Consider the following 14,734-nt stretch of genomic DNA (forward strand, 5'->3'; position numbering starts at 1 on the left):
GGAGTTTCGTTGCGTTCGTGACGGGCCAACCCCCACCCCTCGCACCGCTGTGGCCTGCAGACTCACATGATCACCGGGACTTTGGAACACCCCTGGGCCGCTGATCGTCGAGCGGTCTCGGGCGGGGGGGGGGGAAGACCGAGGCTCTCCCGGAGCTGCTCGGCCCGCGGACGCAGGGTAACGCAGGAGGGGCTGCGGAATTCCTGGGCGCTCAGGTGGGTGGTGCTGCCGGCCGTCATCTGCCGCAGGACCCCTCGGGCCCGATCCAGGTCGTCCAGGGTGACCCTGTCGTCCACGGTGCCGAGGCTGCCTGCGGCTGGTCGAGCTCCTCATGGTGCGGAGTGTTCACCCCGCACCTCCGGCACGGCGCCGCTCAGGGCGTGGCCGCGGGGCCGGGCGGGATGGCCAGTGCCTTGATCCGCGCCAGCTCCGCGCGGCATCGCGCACCGGTGTGCCGCCGGGGGTCGCGTGGTAGCTGAACCGGCGGCTCCGGCGGGACTTCCAGCCGGGGCGGTGCGGGTCACTGGTCGCGCGTCGCCCCAGCGTCATCGCCTCCGGCGTCCCCCGCACCCCTCGTCGTTCGCGGTACTCGCCCGTCCCGTCTGGTCAGGACCCGAGGTTCGGCACGACGGCAGGCGCACCCGGGGCGGGAGTGAACACCTCGCGGGTGCCGGTGAGGTCCAGCAGACGCCCCACGCACCCGCCGGGCCGCAGGGTGAGCTGCCGGCCGGCGGCCAGCGCCCGGGAGCGCAGTTCGAGCAGGGCGTTCAGACCGGAGCTGTCGGCGAACGTCACCGCAGTGGTGTCCACATCGAGCCCGGCCGGGCCTGCCAGGGCGGCCTGGCTCAGCACCTTGAGCAGCCGGCCGGCGTTGTCGAAGACGATCTCCCCGCTGACGTGCGCCACCGCCCGCTCCGCGCCACCGGAGACGCTGACCTCCAGCGGGCCATCGATGGCCAGCACCGTGACGGCCCTGCCGCGCCCGGTCGAGCCGTCGGGAGTGGGACGTGTCATCGAACCACCTCCGTCAGCAGCCGCCAACAGGCGGCCCGTTCGAGCAAGGACCTCTCAACTGTTCGCCCGCCGCGCAGGAGATGTCAAGGTTTACATGAAACGGATGTCGTGCTTCTGCTGTCGTGAAACGGGAGAACCTATCCTTGGTCCATGGACAACTCAGCGGCGCCCGGACGGCAGTGGACCTTCCTCACCAACCACGCCCGGGTACTCGTCCAGATCGCCCGCGACCCCGGCATCCGAGTCCGCGACATCGCCACCCGCTGCCTGCTGACCGAGCGCGCCGTCCAGCGGATCATCGCCGACCTCGAAGCCGCCGAATACCTCAGCCACCACCGCGAAGGCCGCAGCAACCACTACAGCGTCATCGACGGCAAACCGCTCCGACACCCGGCCGACAGCGGCCCCACCCTCGCCGAACTCCTCGCCGTCCTGCTGCGCTGACCGGAGCTCCCGGCGCACGGACGCCTCTCACCTGAACGGGCTTGTTCATCCGACAGGTGCGCGGCGGCCGCAGTGCGCTGCGTGCGGCCGCACGCGCCGGCCCGGGGCCGGGCAGGTGGCTCGTGGTCGCCGGCCCCTCGGTGGCCGACTGCGACGCACTCGTGCCGCCCGGCGGCGTCGCCGATCCCGACGCTCTGCGCAGGGACTTCGACACCGGGAAGCCGGCGGCTGCCACCTGCCACGGCCCGTGGACCCTGGTCGAGGCCGATGTGGTGGGCGGGCGCAGCCTCCTCTCCTGGCCGAGCCTGCGCACCGGTCTGGTCAACACCGGCGCCCAGTGGGCCGACGAACAGGTCCGGGTGTACACCGACCTGGTGAGCAGGGGTGAGCCGGGCGACCTGCGCGCCTTCGACGACACACTGGTCACGGTCGTCGCGACAGCCTGACCGGACGCCGCTGCCGAGCGGCCTGCCGGTGGCCGACCGGCCAGCTACCGATCCTGGGGCCGGACGCTGTCGGGGGGGGGGGGGGGGGGGGGCCCCCCCCCCCCCCCCCCCCCCCCCCCCCCGCCCCGGTCAGCCGCGTGGCGCCTTGAGCATCGGATCAGCCAAACCGAGGCCGCGAAGGCCGCGGGTGTCAGGCAGGGGAGATCCGGCCCCGCCAGCCGCCGCTCTCCTGGCCACGTTCCTCGATGAAGCCCTTGAAGCGCTTGAGGTCGCCCTTCACACGGCGGTCGAGGATGCCGAGCATGTCGCCGGCCTTCTCCGCCATCCCGTGCGGCTGGAAATCCATCGCTAGGCTGACCCGGGTGTGGTCGGCGTCGATGGAGTGGAAGGTGACGGTGCCCATCTGCTGGACCTCACCGCCAACCGTCCGCCAGGACACCCGCTCATCCGCCAGCTGGTCCACGATCTCCGCGTCGAACTCCCGCTCCGCGCCGGCGATGCTGGTGCGCCAGTGGGTGCGGCGGTCGTCGATCTGACGAACCTCCTCGACGCCCTCCATGAACTTCGGGAACTCCTCGAACTGCGTCCACTGGTTGTAAGCGGTGTGCAGCGGGACGTCGACGTCGATCGACTCCTTGACCTTGCTCATTGATCCTCCTCGGACGCTCCGAAGCGGACTCTCCGCTCCCGTGCCAGGCGCCTGCCCCGCTTGGGCGGGGCCAATCGGAGGAACCGGCGGATGGATCGGAAGAGGGCGGCCCGGCCGTACCCGCTGCCCAGGCCGGGCAGGTTGTCGGCCTGTCCAGCCCGTCGAGGTGCCACTACGTCTTCCTCCTCTCCTACCAGGGCGGTGGGTCCGGCCACGCCAGTGCGGCCGAGCCCTCCGGCCACTGGGCCAATCGGGAGAAACGGCAGGGCCATTGGGACGAGGTTCCGCGTCTCTGGGTGGGTTGTCCTCGGCTGACGGGGTAGCCGGGCCCGTATGCGAGCTCTCATCATCAACGCCACTCTGAAGCCGTCCCCCGAGCCGTCGAACACCGAGGCGCTGGCGTCCGTGGTGGGCGCGGAGCTGACCTCGCGCGGGGTCGAGGTCGCCACGGTGCGCGCGGTCGACCTCAACCTGCTGCCGGGCGTGAAGACCGACCAGGGCGAAGGGGACGAGTGGCCCGGCGTCCACGAGAAGCTGCTGGCCGCGGACATCCTGATAGTCGCCACCCCGACCTGGGTGGGCCGCCCGTCCTCGGTCGCACAACGGGTGCTGGAGCGGATGGACGCGATGATCTCCGAGACCGACGACGACGGCCGACCCGTTGCGTACGGGCGGGTGGCCGGGGTGGTGGTGACGGGAAACGAGGACGGCGCCCACCACGTCATCAGCGAGATCAGCGGCGGCCTGGTCGACATCGGCTACACCGTTCCCGCCCAGGCGTGGACGTACTGGCACCTGGGCCCCGGCCCCGGTCCGGACTACCTGGACGAGCAGCGCGGCCACGAGTGGGCTCACAAAACCGGCCGCACCATGGCCGCGAACCTGCACCACGTCGCGTCAGCGCTCACCGGCCGCCCCTGGCCCGTCCCCGCCACCTGACCCCCGATCGCCTGTCCCCCTCTCACCGCAACCGGAAGGGCCCCGATGGATGCCATCGTGCTGTTGAAGGACGACCACAAGACCGTCGAGAAGCTGTTCAAGGAGTTCGAGAAGGCCGGCGAGAACGCGCACAAGCACAAGCGGGACCTCGCCGACAAGGTGATCGAGGAACTCACCGTGCACACCTGGATCGAGGAGAAGATCTTCTACCCGGCCGCACGCGAGGCCGCCCCCGACACCAAGGACCACGTGCTGGAAAGCATCGAGGAACACCACGTGGTGCTGTGGATGCTGTCCGAACTCGCCGGGCTGGACCCGGCCGACGAGCGGTTCGACGCCAAGATGACGGTGCTGATGGAGAACGTCCGCCACCACGTCGAAGAGGAGGAGAAGGACTGGTTCCCCGAGGTCCGCAAGTCCATGGGCCGCAACCGCCTCACCGAGCTCGGCGAGCAGATGCAAGCGGCCAAGGACGACGCCCCGCGCGACCCGCTCCAGGTCCCGAGCGCGCGCGAGTAACGGCTCCGGCGAAGGCCGCCCCCCGTTCCGGCTCACAGAGAGGTGCGGGGGGGTGCATCGACGCCTTGACGGCCGCAGCCTGCCGGAGCCGTTCGGAGCCCGGGGTTGATGTCCTACGCCGCAGGGTCACGGAGATTCTTCGTGGGTGACAACCGAAACCCACCTGTAGAGCCCCCCAAGCGGACAGCACCGCAGGAATGGGCTCTCACCGGTGGTGCTTGCGCCCTCCGACCTGGTGGCCTTCGGCGCCCAGGACCGGTAGTCGTCTCGGCCGAACCCGTCGGTTCGCTGCCACCGAGCTTCGCCCTACATCGGCACCGCGCTCGTGCTGATGCCGCGTGCTGCGATCAGGTGGGCGCTGCCGTCGACGAGGCGGTAGGAGAGGCCGACGACTGCGGCGCGTCCGGTTTCGACGGCGTCGGCGAGGACCCGGGAGCGGTCGACGAGCAGGTCGACGGTCTGCCGTATGTGCTCGGCGATGAACTCCCCGTCCTCGGTGTGGCCGGCGGCGCGGGCGGCCAGCACGCTCGGGGTGACCTTCTCGATCACGTCCCGCACATACCCCGGCGCAGTCGTGCCCTCCTCGACCGCTGCGCGGGTCGCGGCGACCGCACCGCACGAGTCGTGGCCCAGCACCACCACCAGCGGGCAGCCCAGCACGGCAACCCCGTACTCGATACTGCCCAGCACCTCCGGCCCCACGACCTGACCGGCGGTCCGCACCACGAACAGGTCGCCCAGACCCCGGTCGAAGATGATCTCGGCCGCGAGCCGGGAGTCCGCGCAGCCGAACAGCACCGCGAACGGGTTCTGGCCCGGGGCGGTCTCGGTGCGCCTGGCGGCATCCTGGTTCGGATGCTCGGGCAGGCCCGTGACGAACCGGCCGTTTCCTGCCATGAGCATCGTGAAGGCGTCGTCCGGGGTGATGGTGGGCGTGTTCGACATAGCGGCAGCCTATGACGTGGCCTCCGCCCGTGGTGCTCCCGCCCACCAGGTGCGGGCCCCGACCAGCAACCCGGAGCCCTGGGCCCGCCATCGGCGCCGTCCGCCCCGGGTCCGTGCCGGAAGTCCGGGCGACGACTCGCGATCCGGCCACGCGGGTGAACCAGCGTGCCGGTGCCGACTCCTGGCCCACTTCGCCGAACAGACCTCCCTCACCGATCGCCCCGCCCTGCGCCGGGCACTCCCCGGGGAGCGGTCGGTGCCCGCAGCCGCCGTCAGCACGCCCCCCGGTCGGGGCTCCCACCGCCTTCACGAAAAGGGGGCTCGCCCTTGTTCAGGTCGGCGAGCTCCTGGCGGAGGGTGTCCAGGCGGGCGAGGCGGGCGTCCAGCGCGGCGACTGCCACATCCGATTCACGCAGCATCCGCAGCCCGACCTGGACGAGCTGGTCCTGAAGGCGCTCCCATCGCTCCCGGGCGCCGTCGTCCGGCGCGACGGCACCCGGCGTGGTGGTGTCAGGTGCGGCGGTGGTTACTGTCATCGCGGAGCTGGTCCGTGTGCTGGTTGAGTGCGTCGAGTCGGGTGCCGAGATCAGGGTGGCCGGCCTCGAGATGGGAGCGCATGGCGGCCAGGGGGCCGATGAGTTCGGCGGGATCGGTCGAGGCGAGCGCGGTGCGCAGGGCGGCCAGGCCGGGGCGGGCGGCGGGGGCGAGGTCCGTGAGGGCGGCGATCTGCGCGGCGAGGATGCGCAGGTCGGCGGCGTTGTCGCGGGCCCAGGCGGTGACGGTGCGCTCGGCCGCGCGGCGGTCACGGACGGCCTTCACCCGCTCGACACCGGTGGCCGGCGTCCGGCGGGTGCCGGCGGGGCGCAGGCGCAGGTAGCGGGTCTCGGCGGCCTGTCGGCTGGCCACGCCCATCGGCTGGGCGAGGTCCGCCCAGGTCGCCCCGGCGTCCCGGGCGTTCTCCACCAGGCCCGCCTCCCAGCCCGCGAGCTGGGTCCGCAGCTCCCGCAGCAGTTGAAGGGCGTCGAGGGCCTGCCCGGGCCCGGAGCCCCCCGCTGAGGGCGTACGGCCCTTCGGCTCCGGGCTCTGGGCAGCGCGGACGGCGTCGTCGATGGCGGTCAGGGCGGCGGCCGCCGCGGGAAAGGAGGCGGGAGCGGCGGGTGCGCTGTCACTCGGCGGGGGCGTCCCGGGACTGGGGTTCATCGCGTCACTCTCCTGGCGACCTGAGTGTTTGTCATCGGATGGATGACATGCTACAAAAGTCTCAGGTGAAGCGCACTGGCTGCCAAAGCCCAACCACCTGGAGGTGTTCCCCATGCTGATGCGCACCGACCCGTTCCGTGAGCTGGACCGACTCACCCAGCAGTTCATCAACTCGACCGGCACCTGGTCGCGTCCGACCCCGATGCCGTTGGACGCCTACCGCGCCGGCGACGAGTACGTGATCTGCTTCGACCTGCCCGGGGTCGACCCGGAGGCGATCGACATCGACGTCGAGCGGAACATGCTGACCGTCAAGGCCGAGCGCCGCCCCCGCCGCGAGGCCGAGGGCGTGAAGTGGGAGCTGACGGAGCGTCCCCTCGGCGTGTTCTCCCGCCAGATCATGCTCACCGACACCCTCGACCCCGAGGGCATCAGCGCCGACTACGACGCCGGCGTGCTGACCCTGAGGATCCCGGTCGCCGAGAAGGCCAAGCCTCGCAAGATCGCCATCAGCCGCAGCGGCGACCGCAAGCAGATCAAGGCCTGACCCCGCTCCCCGGAGCTGCCGTCCCGCACCACTCAATCCCCCCGGGGCCGTGCGGGACGGCCACCCCGGCGGGCCGACGACCAACCACCCCTGCACGAAGCACCATCCCGGCCTCGTACCCCAGGCGGTGACCGTCGGCCGGCACTTCCTCCAGTCAGCCCGGCCGGCCTCGACCCACCCGCTTCGCTGCCGCCCGGACCACCGACGCAGTGAAGGCATGGGAGGCCCACGATGACTCTTCGATGGGAGACGTTCCTGCGACAGGTCCAGGAACGCGGCGAATACGGCACACCCCAAGAGGCGGAACGAGCAGCGCGCGTCGTCCTCGCCCTGCTCGGCGCCCACCTGGTCGGCTCCATACGCGCCGACCTCGCAGCCCGCCTGCCCGAACACCTCGCACTGATCCTGCTCAGCCCGCTGCAGGCCGCCGAACCTCTCAGTCCCGACCGGTTCGTACGCGCCACCGCCGCGTGGATCGAAGGCGCCACCGAACACACCGCCCTGTGGGACATCGGCGCCGTCCTGAGCACCGTCGCCGACTGCGTCGGCAACGACCTCACCCAGCGCGCCCTCCTCCAGCTGCCCGCGGGCTACGACCTGCTGTTCGGCCGGCCCGGCCCAGAACGCCACCCCTGAACCGTCCCCGGGCCAACAGCCCGCACCCGGAAGGCAACCCGCCATGACCTGGAACCACCTCGTCCAGCAGGTACGCGAATACGGCCGCTACGACAGCGGCAGGGAAGCCGAACGCGTCCTGGAAGCAGTCCTCGCCACCTTCGGCGGCCAGCTCGTCGGCGAGGAACGGTGCGACCTCGCCGCGGCCCTGCCCGACCGGGCACGGGAAATCCTGGTCGCGCAGATCCCCCACATCGAGCCCCTGGACGCGCCGGCCCTGGTCGCGGCCATCGCCACCACCCTGAACACCACCACCGCCTCCGCCCGCTGGGACACCTCCTCCGTCCTGGCCGTCCTCGCCGACCACGTCGGCACCCCGCTCACCGACCGCCTCATCGCCCAACTCCCCGCCGGCTACGCGCTCCTGTTCGGCCGTGCCAGCCTCGCCACCGCCGCCTGAGCGAGCCGGAGTCCCCGGTGGGCACCCCCCGGCCATGCCCAGAGGATTTGGGCCGCGTGCCGACTACGGAGCTGCTGCTCCGGCGCACGGCCGGGGCATCGGACCCGGAGAATCTGCGACGTCGCACACGGCAGGCCCGCCGGACACGGGGCCTGCCGCTGCCCGTTTCGCAGTGCCTGAGATCAGCGGCGGGCCGGTGGCTGACGTTACCGATGGCGGCGCGCTGCGCCGTGCTGACGGTGGGAACCCTCGGATCGGCCCCGCAGGATCTCCCTCCGGCCTGCGGGTAGGGCGAGGCGACGCGGACCCGTAGCACCCGCTGAACCAACCCCGCCCGGCCGACCCGATGCGGAGTCCCCCGGCGGGTGTTCCGGCCGACGGGATCAGCGCGTCGCGGGGCCGGGGGCGGTGGCGGCCGAGACGTCCGGGTGGACGGTGAGGACCTGGTCCAGGCCGACGATACGCAGAATGCGGATGACGTTGGCGGGTACTGCGGCCAAGGCGATGTCCCCACCGCGTCCGGTGGCGGTGCTGCGGGCGGCCAGCAGGGCGCTGATGCCACTGGAGTCGCAGAAATCCAGGCCGGCCAGGCCCAGGACCAGCAGCTGCCCGGATGCCAGGTTGAGGCTGTCCACCGTCTGGCGGAGTTCGGGCGCCGTGGCGTAGTCGAGGTCGCCGGTGATCTCCAGGACCGGGCCGGTGGCGGCCTGGAAGGAGGTGATCGTCAGCGGGCTCATCTCAGGTTCCGCTCTCGGGACCGGGAAAGGGAAGAACCCCGAGGGCGAGCAGCGCGGTGTCGTCGTCGAGTCCATCGCCGAAGCTGGCGAGCAAGCTGGTCAGGGCGGTGATCAGGGCCTTGGGTCCGGCCGGCGGTTGGGTGGCGGTGAAGGTGCTCAGGGCTGCCTCGCCGTAGAGGTGGCGCTCGGGCCCGATGCGGGCTTCGGTCAGGCCGTCGGTGTAGAGGAGCAGGGTGTCGCCGGGGAAGAGTTCGGTGCTGGCGGGGGTGAAGTGCACGCGGGGCAGGATGCCGATGAGCATGCCGCCGGGGGTGGGGAGGTAGTGGGTGGTGCCGTCGGCGCGTTGGATCAGTGCGGAGGGGTGGCCGCCGGAGGCCAGGTGGACGCTGACGTGGCCGCTGCCGGGTTGGAGGATGCCGAACAGGGCGGTGCAGTAGCGGGCGTCTCCACTGTCGTACCGCTCGTGGAGCACGGTGTTCAGGGTGGTGAGCACGGTGACGGGGTCGGGGTCGTGGAGGGCTGCGGCCCGCAGGGTGTAGCGGGTCAGTGAGGTGACGGCGGCGGCCTGGGGGCCCTTGCCGCACACGTCTCCGAGGAAGAACGCCCACCGGTCGGCGTCGAGGGGGAACAGGTCGTAGAAGTCTCCGCCGAGGAGGTCCGGGGAGGCGGTGTGGTAGTGCGAGGCGGCCTCCAGGCCCGGGACGGCGGGGAGTTCGGTGGGCAGCAGGCTCTGCTGGAGGACGGCGAGCGCCTCCTGTAGCCGTGCGCGGTCGGCCACGGCCTGCCGGCGTGCGGTTTCGGCAAGGCGGTGTGCTTCCTCGGCAGCTTGGCGGCCGCGAAGCAGTTCCATCTCGTAGGCGCGTCGGTCGCGGGCGTCGAAGACGGTGGTGCGGACCAGCAGCGGCTCGCCGTCCACGCTGGTCTTCACCTTCGAGGTGACCAGGATCGGCATGCGCTGCCCACCGGCCGCTCGGAGGTCCAGGGCCACGCCGCTGACCTCGCCCCGCATCTGCAGCAGCGGCGCGAAGTGCGTCTCGTGGTAGAGCCTGCCGCCCACGGTGAGCAGGTCGGCGAAGCGCATCCGCCCGACCACCTGGGTCGGGGGGAGTCCCAGCCACTCCAGCAGGGTGGCGTTGATCTTCGCGATGGTGCCGTCCATCAGCGTCGACAGATAGCCGCAGGGAGCCTGCTCGTACAGTTCCTCCGCGCTGTCCTCGAGCAGGGTGGTGAACGCGGCGTCGGTGGTGTCCGCTTCCTGCTCCCCGTCCGGGTCCTGGCCCGTGCGGCACTTCATCCGGTCGCCCGGATGAAGTCGAGGACGGCCTGCGCGGTGGCCTGCGGGGCGCTCAGCTGCGGGCAGTGCCCCGTCGCCTCCAGGGTCACCAGCCTACTGTCCGGAATCGCCGCGTGGACGTAGGCGCCGACCTCACGAGGGGCGATCACGTCCTGCCGGCACTCCAGCACCAGTGTCGGCACCGTGACCGTGCCGAGGTCCGCGCGGCTGTCGGAAAGGAACGTCGTGCGGGCGAAGACCCGGGCCATGTCCGGGTCGGCCGCGCAGAACGAGGCGGTCAGTTCCTCGCCGAGCTCCGGCCGGTCCGCATTGCCCATGATCACCGGAGCCATCGCCGCCGACCAGCCCAGGTAGTTCGATTCCAGCGACTCCAGAAGCTCGTCGATGTCCTCGGCGCTGAACCTGCCCCGGTACCCGTCGCCGTCGATGTAACAGGGGGACGGGGCAACCATCACCAGCCGGGACAGGCGCTCGGGTGCGGCCGCCACGGCGAGCACGCCGACCATCGCACTGACCGAATGCCCCACGAACACCGCGTCCCGCAGGTCCAGTTCCTCGCAAACCTCCAGCACATCGCGGGCGTATCCCCCCAACGAGCCGTAACGCTGCTCGTCCCAGGCCGACAGGTCGGAGCGGCCGGAGCCCACGTAGTCGAACAGCACCACCCGGAACTCCGCGGTCAGCGCGGGCAGCACCAGACGCCACATGTTCTGGTCGCAGCCGAAACCGTGTGCCAGCACGAGCGCCGGGCCGTCCGGAGGGCCGGCGACCGTGACGTTGTTCCGTTGGCGGATATCCATATCTCCCCAGCTTGCCATCCCTGCCGGCATCTCCAGCAGGGCCTTCCGATCACCGGCTCGCCCGGGCGGGTTTCCCGCGACGCCGCACGGACCCAACCGTGCCGCAGCTCGGGCGAAATGATCGGACGAGCAGCTCCGGGCGGGGGGGGCGGCCCCCCCCCGGGGGGGGGGCCCCCCCCCCCCCCCAGAAAAACCCGGTACGCGCGAAAAGACTGGCCGGGCGCCCGCGGAAAGTTGGCGCCGGCGGGGGCGCCCCCCCCCCCCCCCCCCCCCCGGGGGGCGGCCCCCCCCCCCCCCCCCCCCCCCCCCCCCCCCCGCCGGGGGGCCCCCCCCCGGGGGCCCCCGGGGGGGGGGGGCCCCCCCCCCCCGGGCGGGGGCCCCCCCCCCGCCCGGAGAGGAATTCAGCGCTTGAACGCGTCCTTGACGTGCTCGCCCGCCTGCTTCAGGTCGCCCTTGGCCTGGTCCGCCGTGCCCTCGGCCTCCAGACGCTCGTTACCGACCGCCTTGCCGACGGTCTCCTCGACCTTGCCCTTGAGCTTGTCACCGGTGTTCTCGATCTTGTCGCCCGCGCTCATCGTGATCTCCTCACACTCGATACGCCGTACTTCTGTCACCGCCCCGCCTGCCCGCCCCCTGTCCGAAAGATTCCTGTGAATATCCGCCGCCGACCGGGGCAGCAGGATCTCTGTCAACCGACTACGGAGGTCACGATGGTCCCCCTTCTGCTCGTCCTTCTGCTCGCCCTCGTCCTGTTCGGCGCCGGCTTCGCCATCAAGATTCTCTGGTGGGTGGCGGTCATCGTCCTCATCCTGTGGCTGGTCGGCTTCGTCGCCCGCGGTACCCACTCCTCCGGCAGCCGCCACCGCTGGTACCGCTGGTAACCAGCCCTGGGCACCAGACCCGAGGCGGGGCGCTCGCGACCACGCGGCGCCCCGCCTTTGCCTGCACAGACCCACCTGGAGACATCACCCGGAGCCGGCGCGCCGCACTACCCGCACCCGCTGCGGAGCCGGCCTGGCACCCACCCTGTCGCACGACGTCGGCGAGATGGCGACGCGGCCGGCGCGTGGAGCGCTCTGGGGTGCCAGACCCGGTCAGCAGCGGTGTGGTTCCGCCAAGGCCGGGCCCTGCGCCGCCCCATGGCCATCCGCCCCGTACGTGCCGGGATCGCCGACGACTCACGCGTCCGGACCCGCGACGTGACGCACGCTGGGCCAACAAGCCGGACCAGCTGACCAGGACGAAACCCAAGCGCCTCTCCTCCGCTGCCCAGATGGAGACCAGCCCGGACATCGCGGTCGCCCCGGCCGCCCTCGGCGGCATGAATCGCAGCGCCGTCGCGCCGTGCCACGGGCGGCTATTGGCGCGCGGTACGGCAGGCACGCCGCCCGAGCGCCACGGGCGGAGCCTCCCCAGCCAGGTCAGCCCGCCCTGAGGAACAGCCGCAGCTCGTGGCGATCCGCCGTCCTGCCGAGCGGGTTGTCCGTGCCGGCTCCCCTACCAGTGCCCGGACTGTCGCAGGCCGCCCCGGCCCACCAGCTCAGGCTTGCGGATCGGCCTTCAGCCCTCGACCGGGCGGGGACCAGTGGTGGGCGGCTGAGCGGTGAGCTCGGCTGTGCCGGGCGGCGTGACCGCGGCACGGCGTAGTTCCGCCGCGAACTGAGCGCCCGTCAGCAGGGCAAGGTTGGAGAGCCAGAGCCAGATCAGGAACACCACCGCCCCCGCGAGCGAGCCGTACAGGCGGCTGTAGGTGCCCAGGGCGCTGGTGTACAGCGCGAAGCCCGCCGAGAAGGCCAGCCAGAGCGCGGCCGCCAGAGCACCGCCTGGCAGGCTGGTGCGCCGTCGCCACGCCGGTTCGGGGCCGGTCCGGAAGACGATCAGCACCAGCATCGCCACCACCACGAGCAGCACGGGCCAGCGGACCACCGACCACACCAGCGGGGCCGTCCCGCCCAGGTGCAGTACCCGGCCCGCGCCCTCGGCGACGGGACCGCTCAAGATCAATGCCAGGGCGCTCGCCGCCAGCAGCACCAGCAGCACCGCCGCTGTCGCCACGATCCGTGGGGCCTGGCGCAGCGGGGAGCGCTGGTCGGTGGTGCCGTGCATCCGGTGCAGCGCGCGCCGGAACACCGCCAGGTAACTGCAGCACGACCACAGCGCGCTGCCGGCGCCCGCCGCCAGCAGTGTCCAGCCGGTCGAACCGCTGCCCAGTGCCTGGGTCAGTACGCCGTCCAGCTCCGTACCGGCCTGGCCGGGAACCAGCCCCGCCAGGTGCGCGACCGCGTCCCGGGCCGCCGCTGGGCTGATGAGCGCGAAGCCCACCACCGTGGCCAGCAGCGCCGGCAGGACGGCCAGGATCGCGTAGTACGTCAGGGCCGCCGCGAAGTCGGTGACGTCGTCGTTCCACATCGTCTGCGGCGTGCGCCGCAGCGCCCGCCACCACGGTCCACCGTCCGACGACCGAGCCATCGCACACCCCCACCCGCCGAGAACACCGAGCGCGCCCGACCGGCCGCCTCGACCGGATGCCCGCCCTGCCTGCCGCGAAACCGCCCCCAGTGGCCTCACAACTGACCAGGCCGGCCGGCGCGGTCGGCCGGCCGCGCCCCTGGCCCGAGCCCGCAGCAGCCCCGACAGGGCACTGGCACCACTGACAGCGATCTGGTCCTACCCCGCAGGGCCATGGCTGCGCGATCGGGGATCATGGCCGACCTCTCTCTGCCCGCCTTCTCCGACGCTCCCGTGCCCGCCCGACCCGGCGGGCACCGGCTGCTGCCGGTCGAGCCGGGCGCCGACTTCCGCCAGCCGCCCGGCGACACCGCGCCCGCAGCCGACCCGGCCCGACGCCCGCTCGCCCTGGCGGCCCGACCTTCTCAGACCCGGCCCGCCAGGTCCTGGCGTTACCACCGCGGGTTGCGCCACGTCCGGGATCAGCTCGCCACCCAGCCCCACCGTCCGGTGTCTTCCAGTGCCTCCACCTGGACAGCGGTCGTAGCCGGCCCGGCTCCCGGCTCGGATATCGTGTTCCTCTACGGGGTGCCATAACGGATGTGACGCCCCCCACCGGAGGTAGTCAGCGTATGAGTTCAAAGCGCAGCAAGAATCCAGCCCTGCCCGTACTTGACGACGCATTCCGACTCGCGTCGGTCAAGGACGCCGAAGAGTCCACCCGTGACTTGGCCGCGCGGCTGGCCACCACCGAGCTGCGCCGCGTTTCCCACCCGGGCCGGGTCACCTGGGAGCCCGTCGACCAGGCCGAGCCCGTACCGGCCCCGCCGACTGTGGTCGACGGTGACGGGGACCTGTGGCTGCGGGACCGGGGCACCGGCACCTGGACCATGCCCGAGTTCAACCCGAAGGATTTCCCGGCCCGCTGTGGCGAGGTTCTGACGTGGAACCAGCTTGCCTGCGAGTACGGCCCCCTGACCGCACTGGCCGACGACCGCCGCGTAGGCGGCGGCCGACGCTGACGCCCGAAGCGCCCGTTGCGAGGAACTGGGCGGCGCGCAGGTGAGCGTGGTGGCGTGCGACGGCATCGAGTAGCAAGGTGCGGGCCCGGGGTCACCCGGCGCCCGGCCCCGCGCTCCGCTCCTGGTCCCGTTCCGCCTCGCTCACGCCGGCCGCACCGTGGAGCACCGCGGCCAAGAGGCGGCAAGCTACGGAGTGACCGGTTCCGACGCCCCCTGGTCCGCGGCCGGGAGCTGTCGAGCGGGCGCTCCGGGGACGCGGTCGACCCGGTCACGGCCGCCGTTGTGTTCTACGCCTGGCCCCAGGGCGAGGCCGCCGAAGCCCTGGCCCCCGGCCCAGCGGGTGCGGAGTGTAACGACGTCGCGGCATCGAATCCTGTGTGTGCCCGGGAGGGCGCGCCCGAAGCCCGGATCGGGCACCAGGCAGCGAACAGGTGTCTTCGGCGTGCGTGAAGCTGGAGTGCGGTCAGGATTTCACTCATGGACGATGAGGAACCGCCTACGGCTGAACTACCCACTGGGGCGCGGACGCAGCGGGCGGTGGCCTGCGGGCGCGGTTCACCCCGTCGGGTTCCTTCGTCTCTGCGGTGGGCAGCGGCCCGGCAGACTCGATGCCGCAGGAACCGGACGGCGCCCCGCTGCCCCGGCCCTGATGCGT

General features: G+C 72.2%; 19 protein-coding genes. 9 read left to right on the forward strand and 10 right to left on the reverse strand.

The genetic code is table 11. The annotated features are described in order from the left end of the window. Positions 1 to 606 precede the first annotated feature (606 nt). Positions 607 to 1,014, reverse strand: coding sequence for an STAS domain-containing protein (locus ACIRPK_RS29005; protein ID WP_403043656.1), 408 nt, complete (start codon positions 1,012 to 1,014; stop codon positions 607 to 609). 150 nt (positions 1,015 to 1,164) lie between these two features. On the opposite strand from ACIRPK_RS29005, the gene ACIRPK_RS29010 reads away from it, so the two are divergent. Both ACIRPK_RS29010 and ACIRPK_RS29015 read left to right on the forward strand, forming a co-directional pair. Next, positions 1,165 to 1,458 (forward strand): helix-turn-helix transcriptional regulator, encoded by a 294-nt coding sequence (locus ACIRPK_RS29010; protein WP_403043659.1) that lies wholly within the window; start codon positions 1,165 to 1,167, stop codon positions 1,456 to 1,458. A gap of 122 nt (positions 1,459 to 1,580) precedes the next feature. Continuing rightward, complete coding sequence (locus tag ACIRPK_RS29015; RefSeq protein WP_403043661.1) at positions 1,581 to 1,904, forward strand: DJ-1/PfpI family protein; 324 nt, start codon at positions 1,581 to 1,583, stop codon at positions 1,902 to 1,904. A 190-nt stretch (positions 1,905 to 2,094) separates the two neighbouring features. Here the strand turns inward: ACIRPK_RS29015 and ACIRPK_RS29020 are convergent, their stop codons facing one another. Continuing rightward, entirely contained in the window at positions 2,095 to 2,553 is a 459-nt protein-coding gene (locus tag ACIRPK_RS29020) for an SRPBCC family protein (RefSeq protein WP_403043664.1), read from the reverse strand. Between the two features lie 333 nt (positions 2,554 to 2,886). On the opposite strand from ACIRPK_RS29020, the gene ACIRPK_RS29025 reads away from it, so the two are divergent. Both ACIRPK_RS29025 and ACIRPK_RS29030 read left to right on the forward strand, forming a co-directional pair. Continuing rightward, on the forward strand, positions 2,887 to 3,492 hold the full coding sequence (locus ACIRPK_RS29025; RefSeq protein WP_403043667.1) for a flavodoxin family protein: 606 nt from the start codon (positions 2,887 to 2,889) through the stop codon (positions 3,490 to 3,492). Positions 3,493 to 3,537: 45 nt separating this feature from the next. Next, positions 3,538 to 4,011, forward strand: coding sequence for a hemerythrin domain-containing protein (locus tag ACIRPK_RS29030; protein ID WP_403043669.1), 474 nt, complete (start codon positions 3,538 to 3,540; stop codon positions 4,009 to 4,011). Positions 4,012 to 4,317: 306 nt separating this feature from the next. On the opposite strand, the gene ACIRPK_RS29035 is transcribed toward ACIRPK_RS29030, so the two are convergent. The 3 genes from ACIRPK_RS29035 to ACIRPK_RS29045 form a co-directional block, all read right to left on the reverse strand. Then, the gene (locus ACIRPK_RS29035) at positions 4,318 to 4,956 is read right to left on the reverse strand and encodes a carbonic anhydrase (protein WP_403043671.1); all 639 of its coding nucleotides are present in this window, start codon (positions 4,954 to 4,956) and stop codon (positions 4,318 to 4,320) included. Between the two features lie 272 nt (positions 4,957 to 5,228). Continuing rightward, positions 5,229 to 5,492, reverse strand: a complete 264-nt coding sequence (locus ACIRPK_RS29040; RefSeq protein WP_403043674.1) for a hypothetical protein — start codon at positions 5,490 to 5,492, stop codon at positions 5,229 to 5,231. Further along, positions 5,467 to 6,156: a type III effector protein gene (locus ACIRPK_RS29045; protein WP_403043677.1), complete on the reverse strand. Its 690-nt coding sequence runs from the start codon at positions 6,154 to 6,156 to the stop codon at positions 5,467 to 5,469. Before ACIRPK_RS29045 ends, ACIRPK_RS29040 begins: the two co-directional genes overlap by 26 nt. Positions 6,157 to 6,268: 112 nt before the next feature. On the opposite strand from ACIRPK_RS29045, the gene ACIRPK_RS29050 reads away from it, so the two are divergent. From ACIRPK_RS29050 to ACIRPK_RS29060, 3 genes are all read left to right on the forward strand, one after another. Continuing rightward, positions 6,269 to 6,703 (forward strand): Hsp20/alpha crystallin family protein, encoded by a 435-nt coding sequence (locus ACIRPK_RS29050; protein ID WP_403043679.1) that lies wholly within the window; start codon positions 6,269 to 6,271, stop codon positions 6,701 to 6,703. A gap of 231 nt (positions 6,704 to 6,934) precedes the next feature. Continuing rightward, entirely contained in the window at positions 6,935 to 7,339 is a 405-nt protein-coding gene (locus ACIRPK_RS29055) for a DUF2267 domain-containing protein (protein WP_403043682.1), read from the forward strand. A 43-nt stretch (positions 7,340 to 7,382) separates the two neighbouring features. Then, positions 7,383 to 7,778 carry a DUF2267 domain-containing protein gene (locus ACIRPK_RS29060; RefSeq protein WP_403043685.1) on the forward strand — a complete coding sequence of 132 codons (396 nt, stop codon included), beginning with the start codon at positions 7,383 to 7,385 and terminating at the stop codon, positions 7,776 to 7,778. A gap of 383 nt (positions 7,779 to 8,161) precedes the next feature. Here ACIRPK_RS29060 and ACIRPK_RS29065 read toward each other — a convergent pair whose 3' ends face one another. The 4 genes from ACIRPK_RS29065 to ACIRPK_RS29080 form a co-directional block, all read right to left on the reverse strand. Beyond that, positions 8,162 to 8,515 (reverse strand): STAS domain-containing protein, encoded by a 354-nt coding sequence (locus ACIRPK_RS29065; protein ID WP_403043688.1) that lies wholly within the window; start codon positions 8,513 to 8,515, stop codon positions 8,162 to 8,164. Position 8,516: 1 nt separating this feature from the next. Then, positions 8,517 to 9,809 (reverse strand): SpoIIE family protein phosphatase, encoded by a 1,293-nt coding sequence (locus tag ACIRPK_RS29070; RefSeq protein WP_403043690.1) that lies wholly within the window; start codon positions 9,807 to 9,809, stop codon positions 8,517 to 8,519. Continuing rightward, positions 9,806 to 10,609 (reverse strand): alpha/beta fold hydrolase, encoded by an 804-nt coding sequence (locus tag ACIRPK_RS29075; RefSeq protein ID WP_403043693.1) that lies wholly within the window; start codon positions 10,607 to 10,609, stop codon positions 9,806 to 9,808. The genes ACIRPK_RS29070 and ACIRPK_RS29075 overlap by 4 nt, the downstream gene beginning before the upstream one ends. 401 nt (positions 10,610 to 11,010) lie before the next feature. Continuing rightward, positions 11,011 to 11,184, reverse strand: coding sequence for a CsbD family protein (locus tag ACIRPK_RS29080; protein WP_403043696.1), 174 nt, complete (start codon positions 11,182 to 11,184; stop codon positions 11,011 to 11,013). A gap of 135 nt (positions 11,185 to 11,319) precedes the next feature. Between ACIRPK_RS29080 and ACIRPK_RS29085 the strand changes: the two genes are divergently transcribed. Next, the gene (locus ACIRPK_RS29085) at positions 11,320 to 11,490 is read left to right on the forward strand and encodes a hydrophobic protein (protein ID WP_403043699.1); all 171 of its coding nucleotides are present in this window, start codon (positions 11,320 to 11,322) and stop codon (positions 11,488 to 11,490) included. A gap of 679 nt (positions 11,491 to 12,169) precedes the next feature. On the opposite strand, the gene ACIRPK_RS29090 is transcribed toward ACIRPK_RS29085, so the two are convergent. Beyond that, complete coding sequence (locus ACIRPK_RS29090) at positions 12,170 to 13,078, reverse strand: YihY/virulence factor BrkB family protein (protein WP_403043702.1); 909 nt, start codon at positions 13,076 to 13,078, stop codon at positions 12,170 to 12,172. Positions 13,079 to 13,689: 611 nt separating this feature from the next. On the opposite strand from ACIRPK_RS29090, the gene ACIRPK_RS29095 reads away from it, so the two are divergent. After that, the gene (locus ACIRPK_RS29095) at positions 13,690 to 14,079 is read left to right on the forward strand and encodes a hypothetical protein (RefSeq protein ID WP_403043704.1); all 390 of its coding nucleotides are present in this window, start codon (positions 13,690 to 13,692) and stop codon (positions 14,077 to 14,079) included. Positions 14,080 to 14,734: the final 655 nt, after the last annotated feature.

The sequence above is a fragment of the Kitasatospora sp. NPDC101801 genome, assembly GCF_044766665.1.
Taxonomy (GTDB): Bacteria; Actinomycetota; Actinomycetes; order Streptomycetales; family Streptomycetaceae; genus Kitasatospora.

Bases quoted from the DNA above. Each gene is read 5' to 3' on its own strand.
- ACIRPK_RS29055 (WP_403043682.1), top strand. From the start codon at position 6,935: ATGACTCTTCGATGGGAGACGTTCCTGCGACAGGTCCAGGAACGCGGC.
- ACIRPK_RS29090 (WP_403043702.1), bottom strand. From the start codon at position 13,078: ATGGCTCGGTCGTCGGACGGTGGACCGTGGTGGCGGGCGCTGCGGCGC.
- ACIRPK_RS29045 (WP_403043677.1), bottom strand. From the start codon at position 6,156: ATGAACCCCAGTCCCGGGACGCCCCCGCCGAGTGACAGCGCACCCGCC.
- ACIRPK_RS29080 (WP_403043696.1), bottom strand. From the start codon at position 11,184: ATGAGCGCGGGCGACAAGATCGAGAACACCGGTGACAAGCTCAAGGGC.
- ACIRPK_RS29025 (WP_403043667.1), top strand. From the start codon at position 2,887: ATGCGAGCTCTCATCATCAACGCCACTCTGAAGCCGTCCCCCGAGCCG.
- ACIRPK_RS29010 (WP_403043659.1), top strand. From the start codon at position 1,165: ATGGACAACTCAGCGGCGCCCGGACGGCAGTGGACCTTCCTCACCAAC.
- ACIRPK_RS29085 (WP_403043699.1), top strand. From the start codon at position 11,320: ATGGTCCCCCTTCTGCTCGTCCTTCTGCTCGCCCTCGTCCTGTTCGGC.
- ACIRPK_RS29005 (WP_403043656.1), bottom strand. From the start codon at position 1,014: ATGACACGTCCCACTCCCGACGGCTCGACCGGGCGCGGCAGGGCCGTC.
- ACIRPK_RS29050 (WP_403043679.1), top strand. From the start codon at position 6,269: ATGCTGATGCGCACCGACCCGTTCCGTGAGCTGGACCGACTCACCCAG.
- ACIRPK_RS29095 (WP_403043704.1), top strand. From the start codon at position 13,690: ATGAGTTCAAAGCGCAGCAAGAATCCAGCCCTGCCCGTACTTGACGAC.
- ACIRPK_RS29060 (WP_403043685.1), top strand. From the start codon at position 7,383: ATGACCTGGAACCACCTCGTCCAGCAGGTACGCGAATACGGCCGCTAC.
- ACIRPK_RS29065 (WP_403043688.1), bottom strand. From the start codon at position 8,515: ATGAGCCCGCTGACGATCACCTCCTTCCAGGCCGCCACCGGCCCGGTC.
- ACIRPK_RS29035 (WP_403043671.1), bottom strand. From the start codon at position 4,956: ATGTCGAACACGCCCACCATCACCCCGGACGACGCCTTCACGATGCTC.
- ACIRPK_RS29040 (WP_403043674.1), bottom strand. From the start codon at position 5,492: ATGACAGTAACCACCGCCGCACCTGACACCACCACGCCGGGTGCCGTC.
- ACIRPK_RS29075 (WP_403043693.1), bottom strand. From the start codon at position 10,609: ATGGATATCCGCCAACGGAACAACGTCACGGTCGCCGGCCCTCCGGAC.
- ACIRPK_RS29030 (WP_403043669.1), top strand. From the start codon at position 3,538: ATGGATGCCATCGTGCTGTTGAAGGACGACCACAAGACCGTCGAGAAG.
- ACIRPK_RS29020 (WP_403043664.1), bottom strand. From the start codon at position 2,553: ATGAGCAAGGTCAAGGAGTCGATCGACGTCGACGTCCCGCTGCACACC.
- ACIRPK_RS29070 (WP_403043690.1), bottom strand. From the start codon at position 9,809: ATGAAGTGCCGCACGGGCCAGGACCCGGACGGGGAGCAGGAAGCGGAC.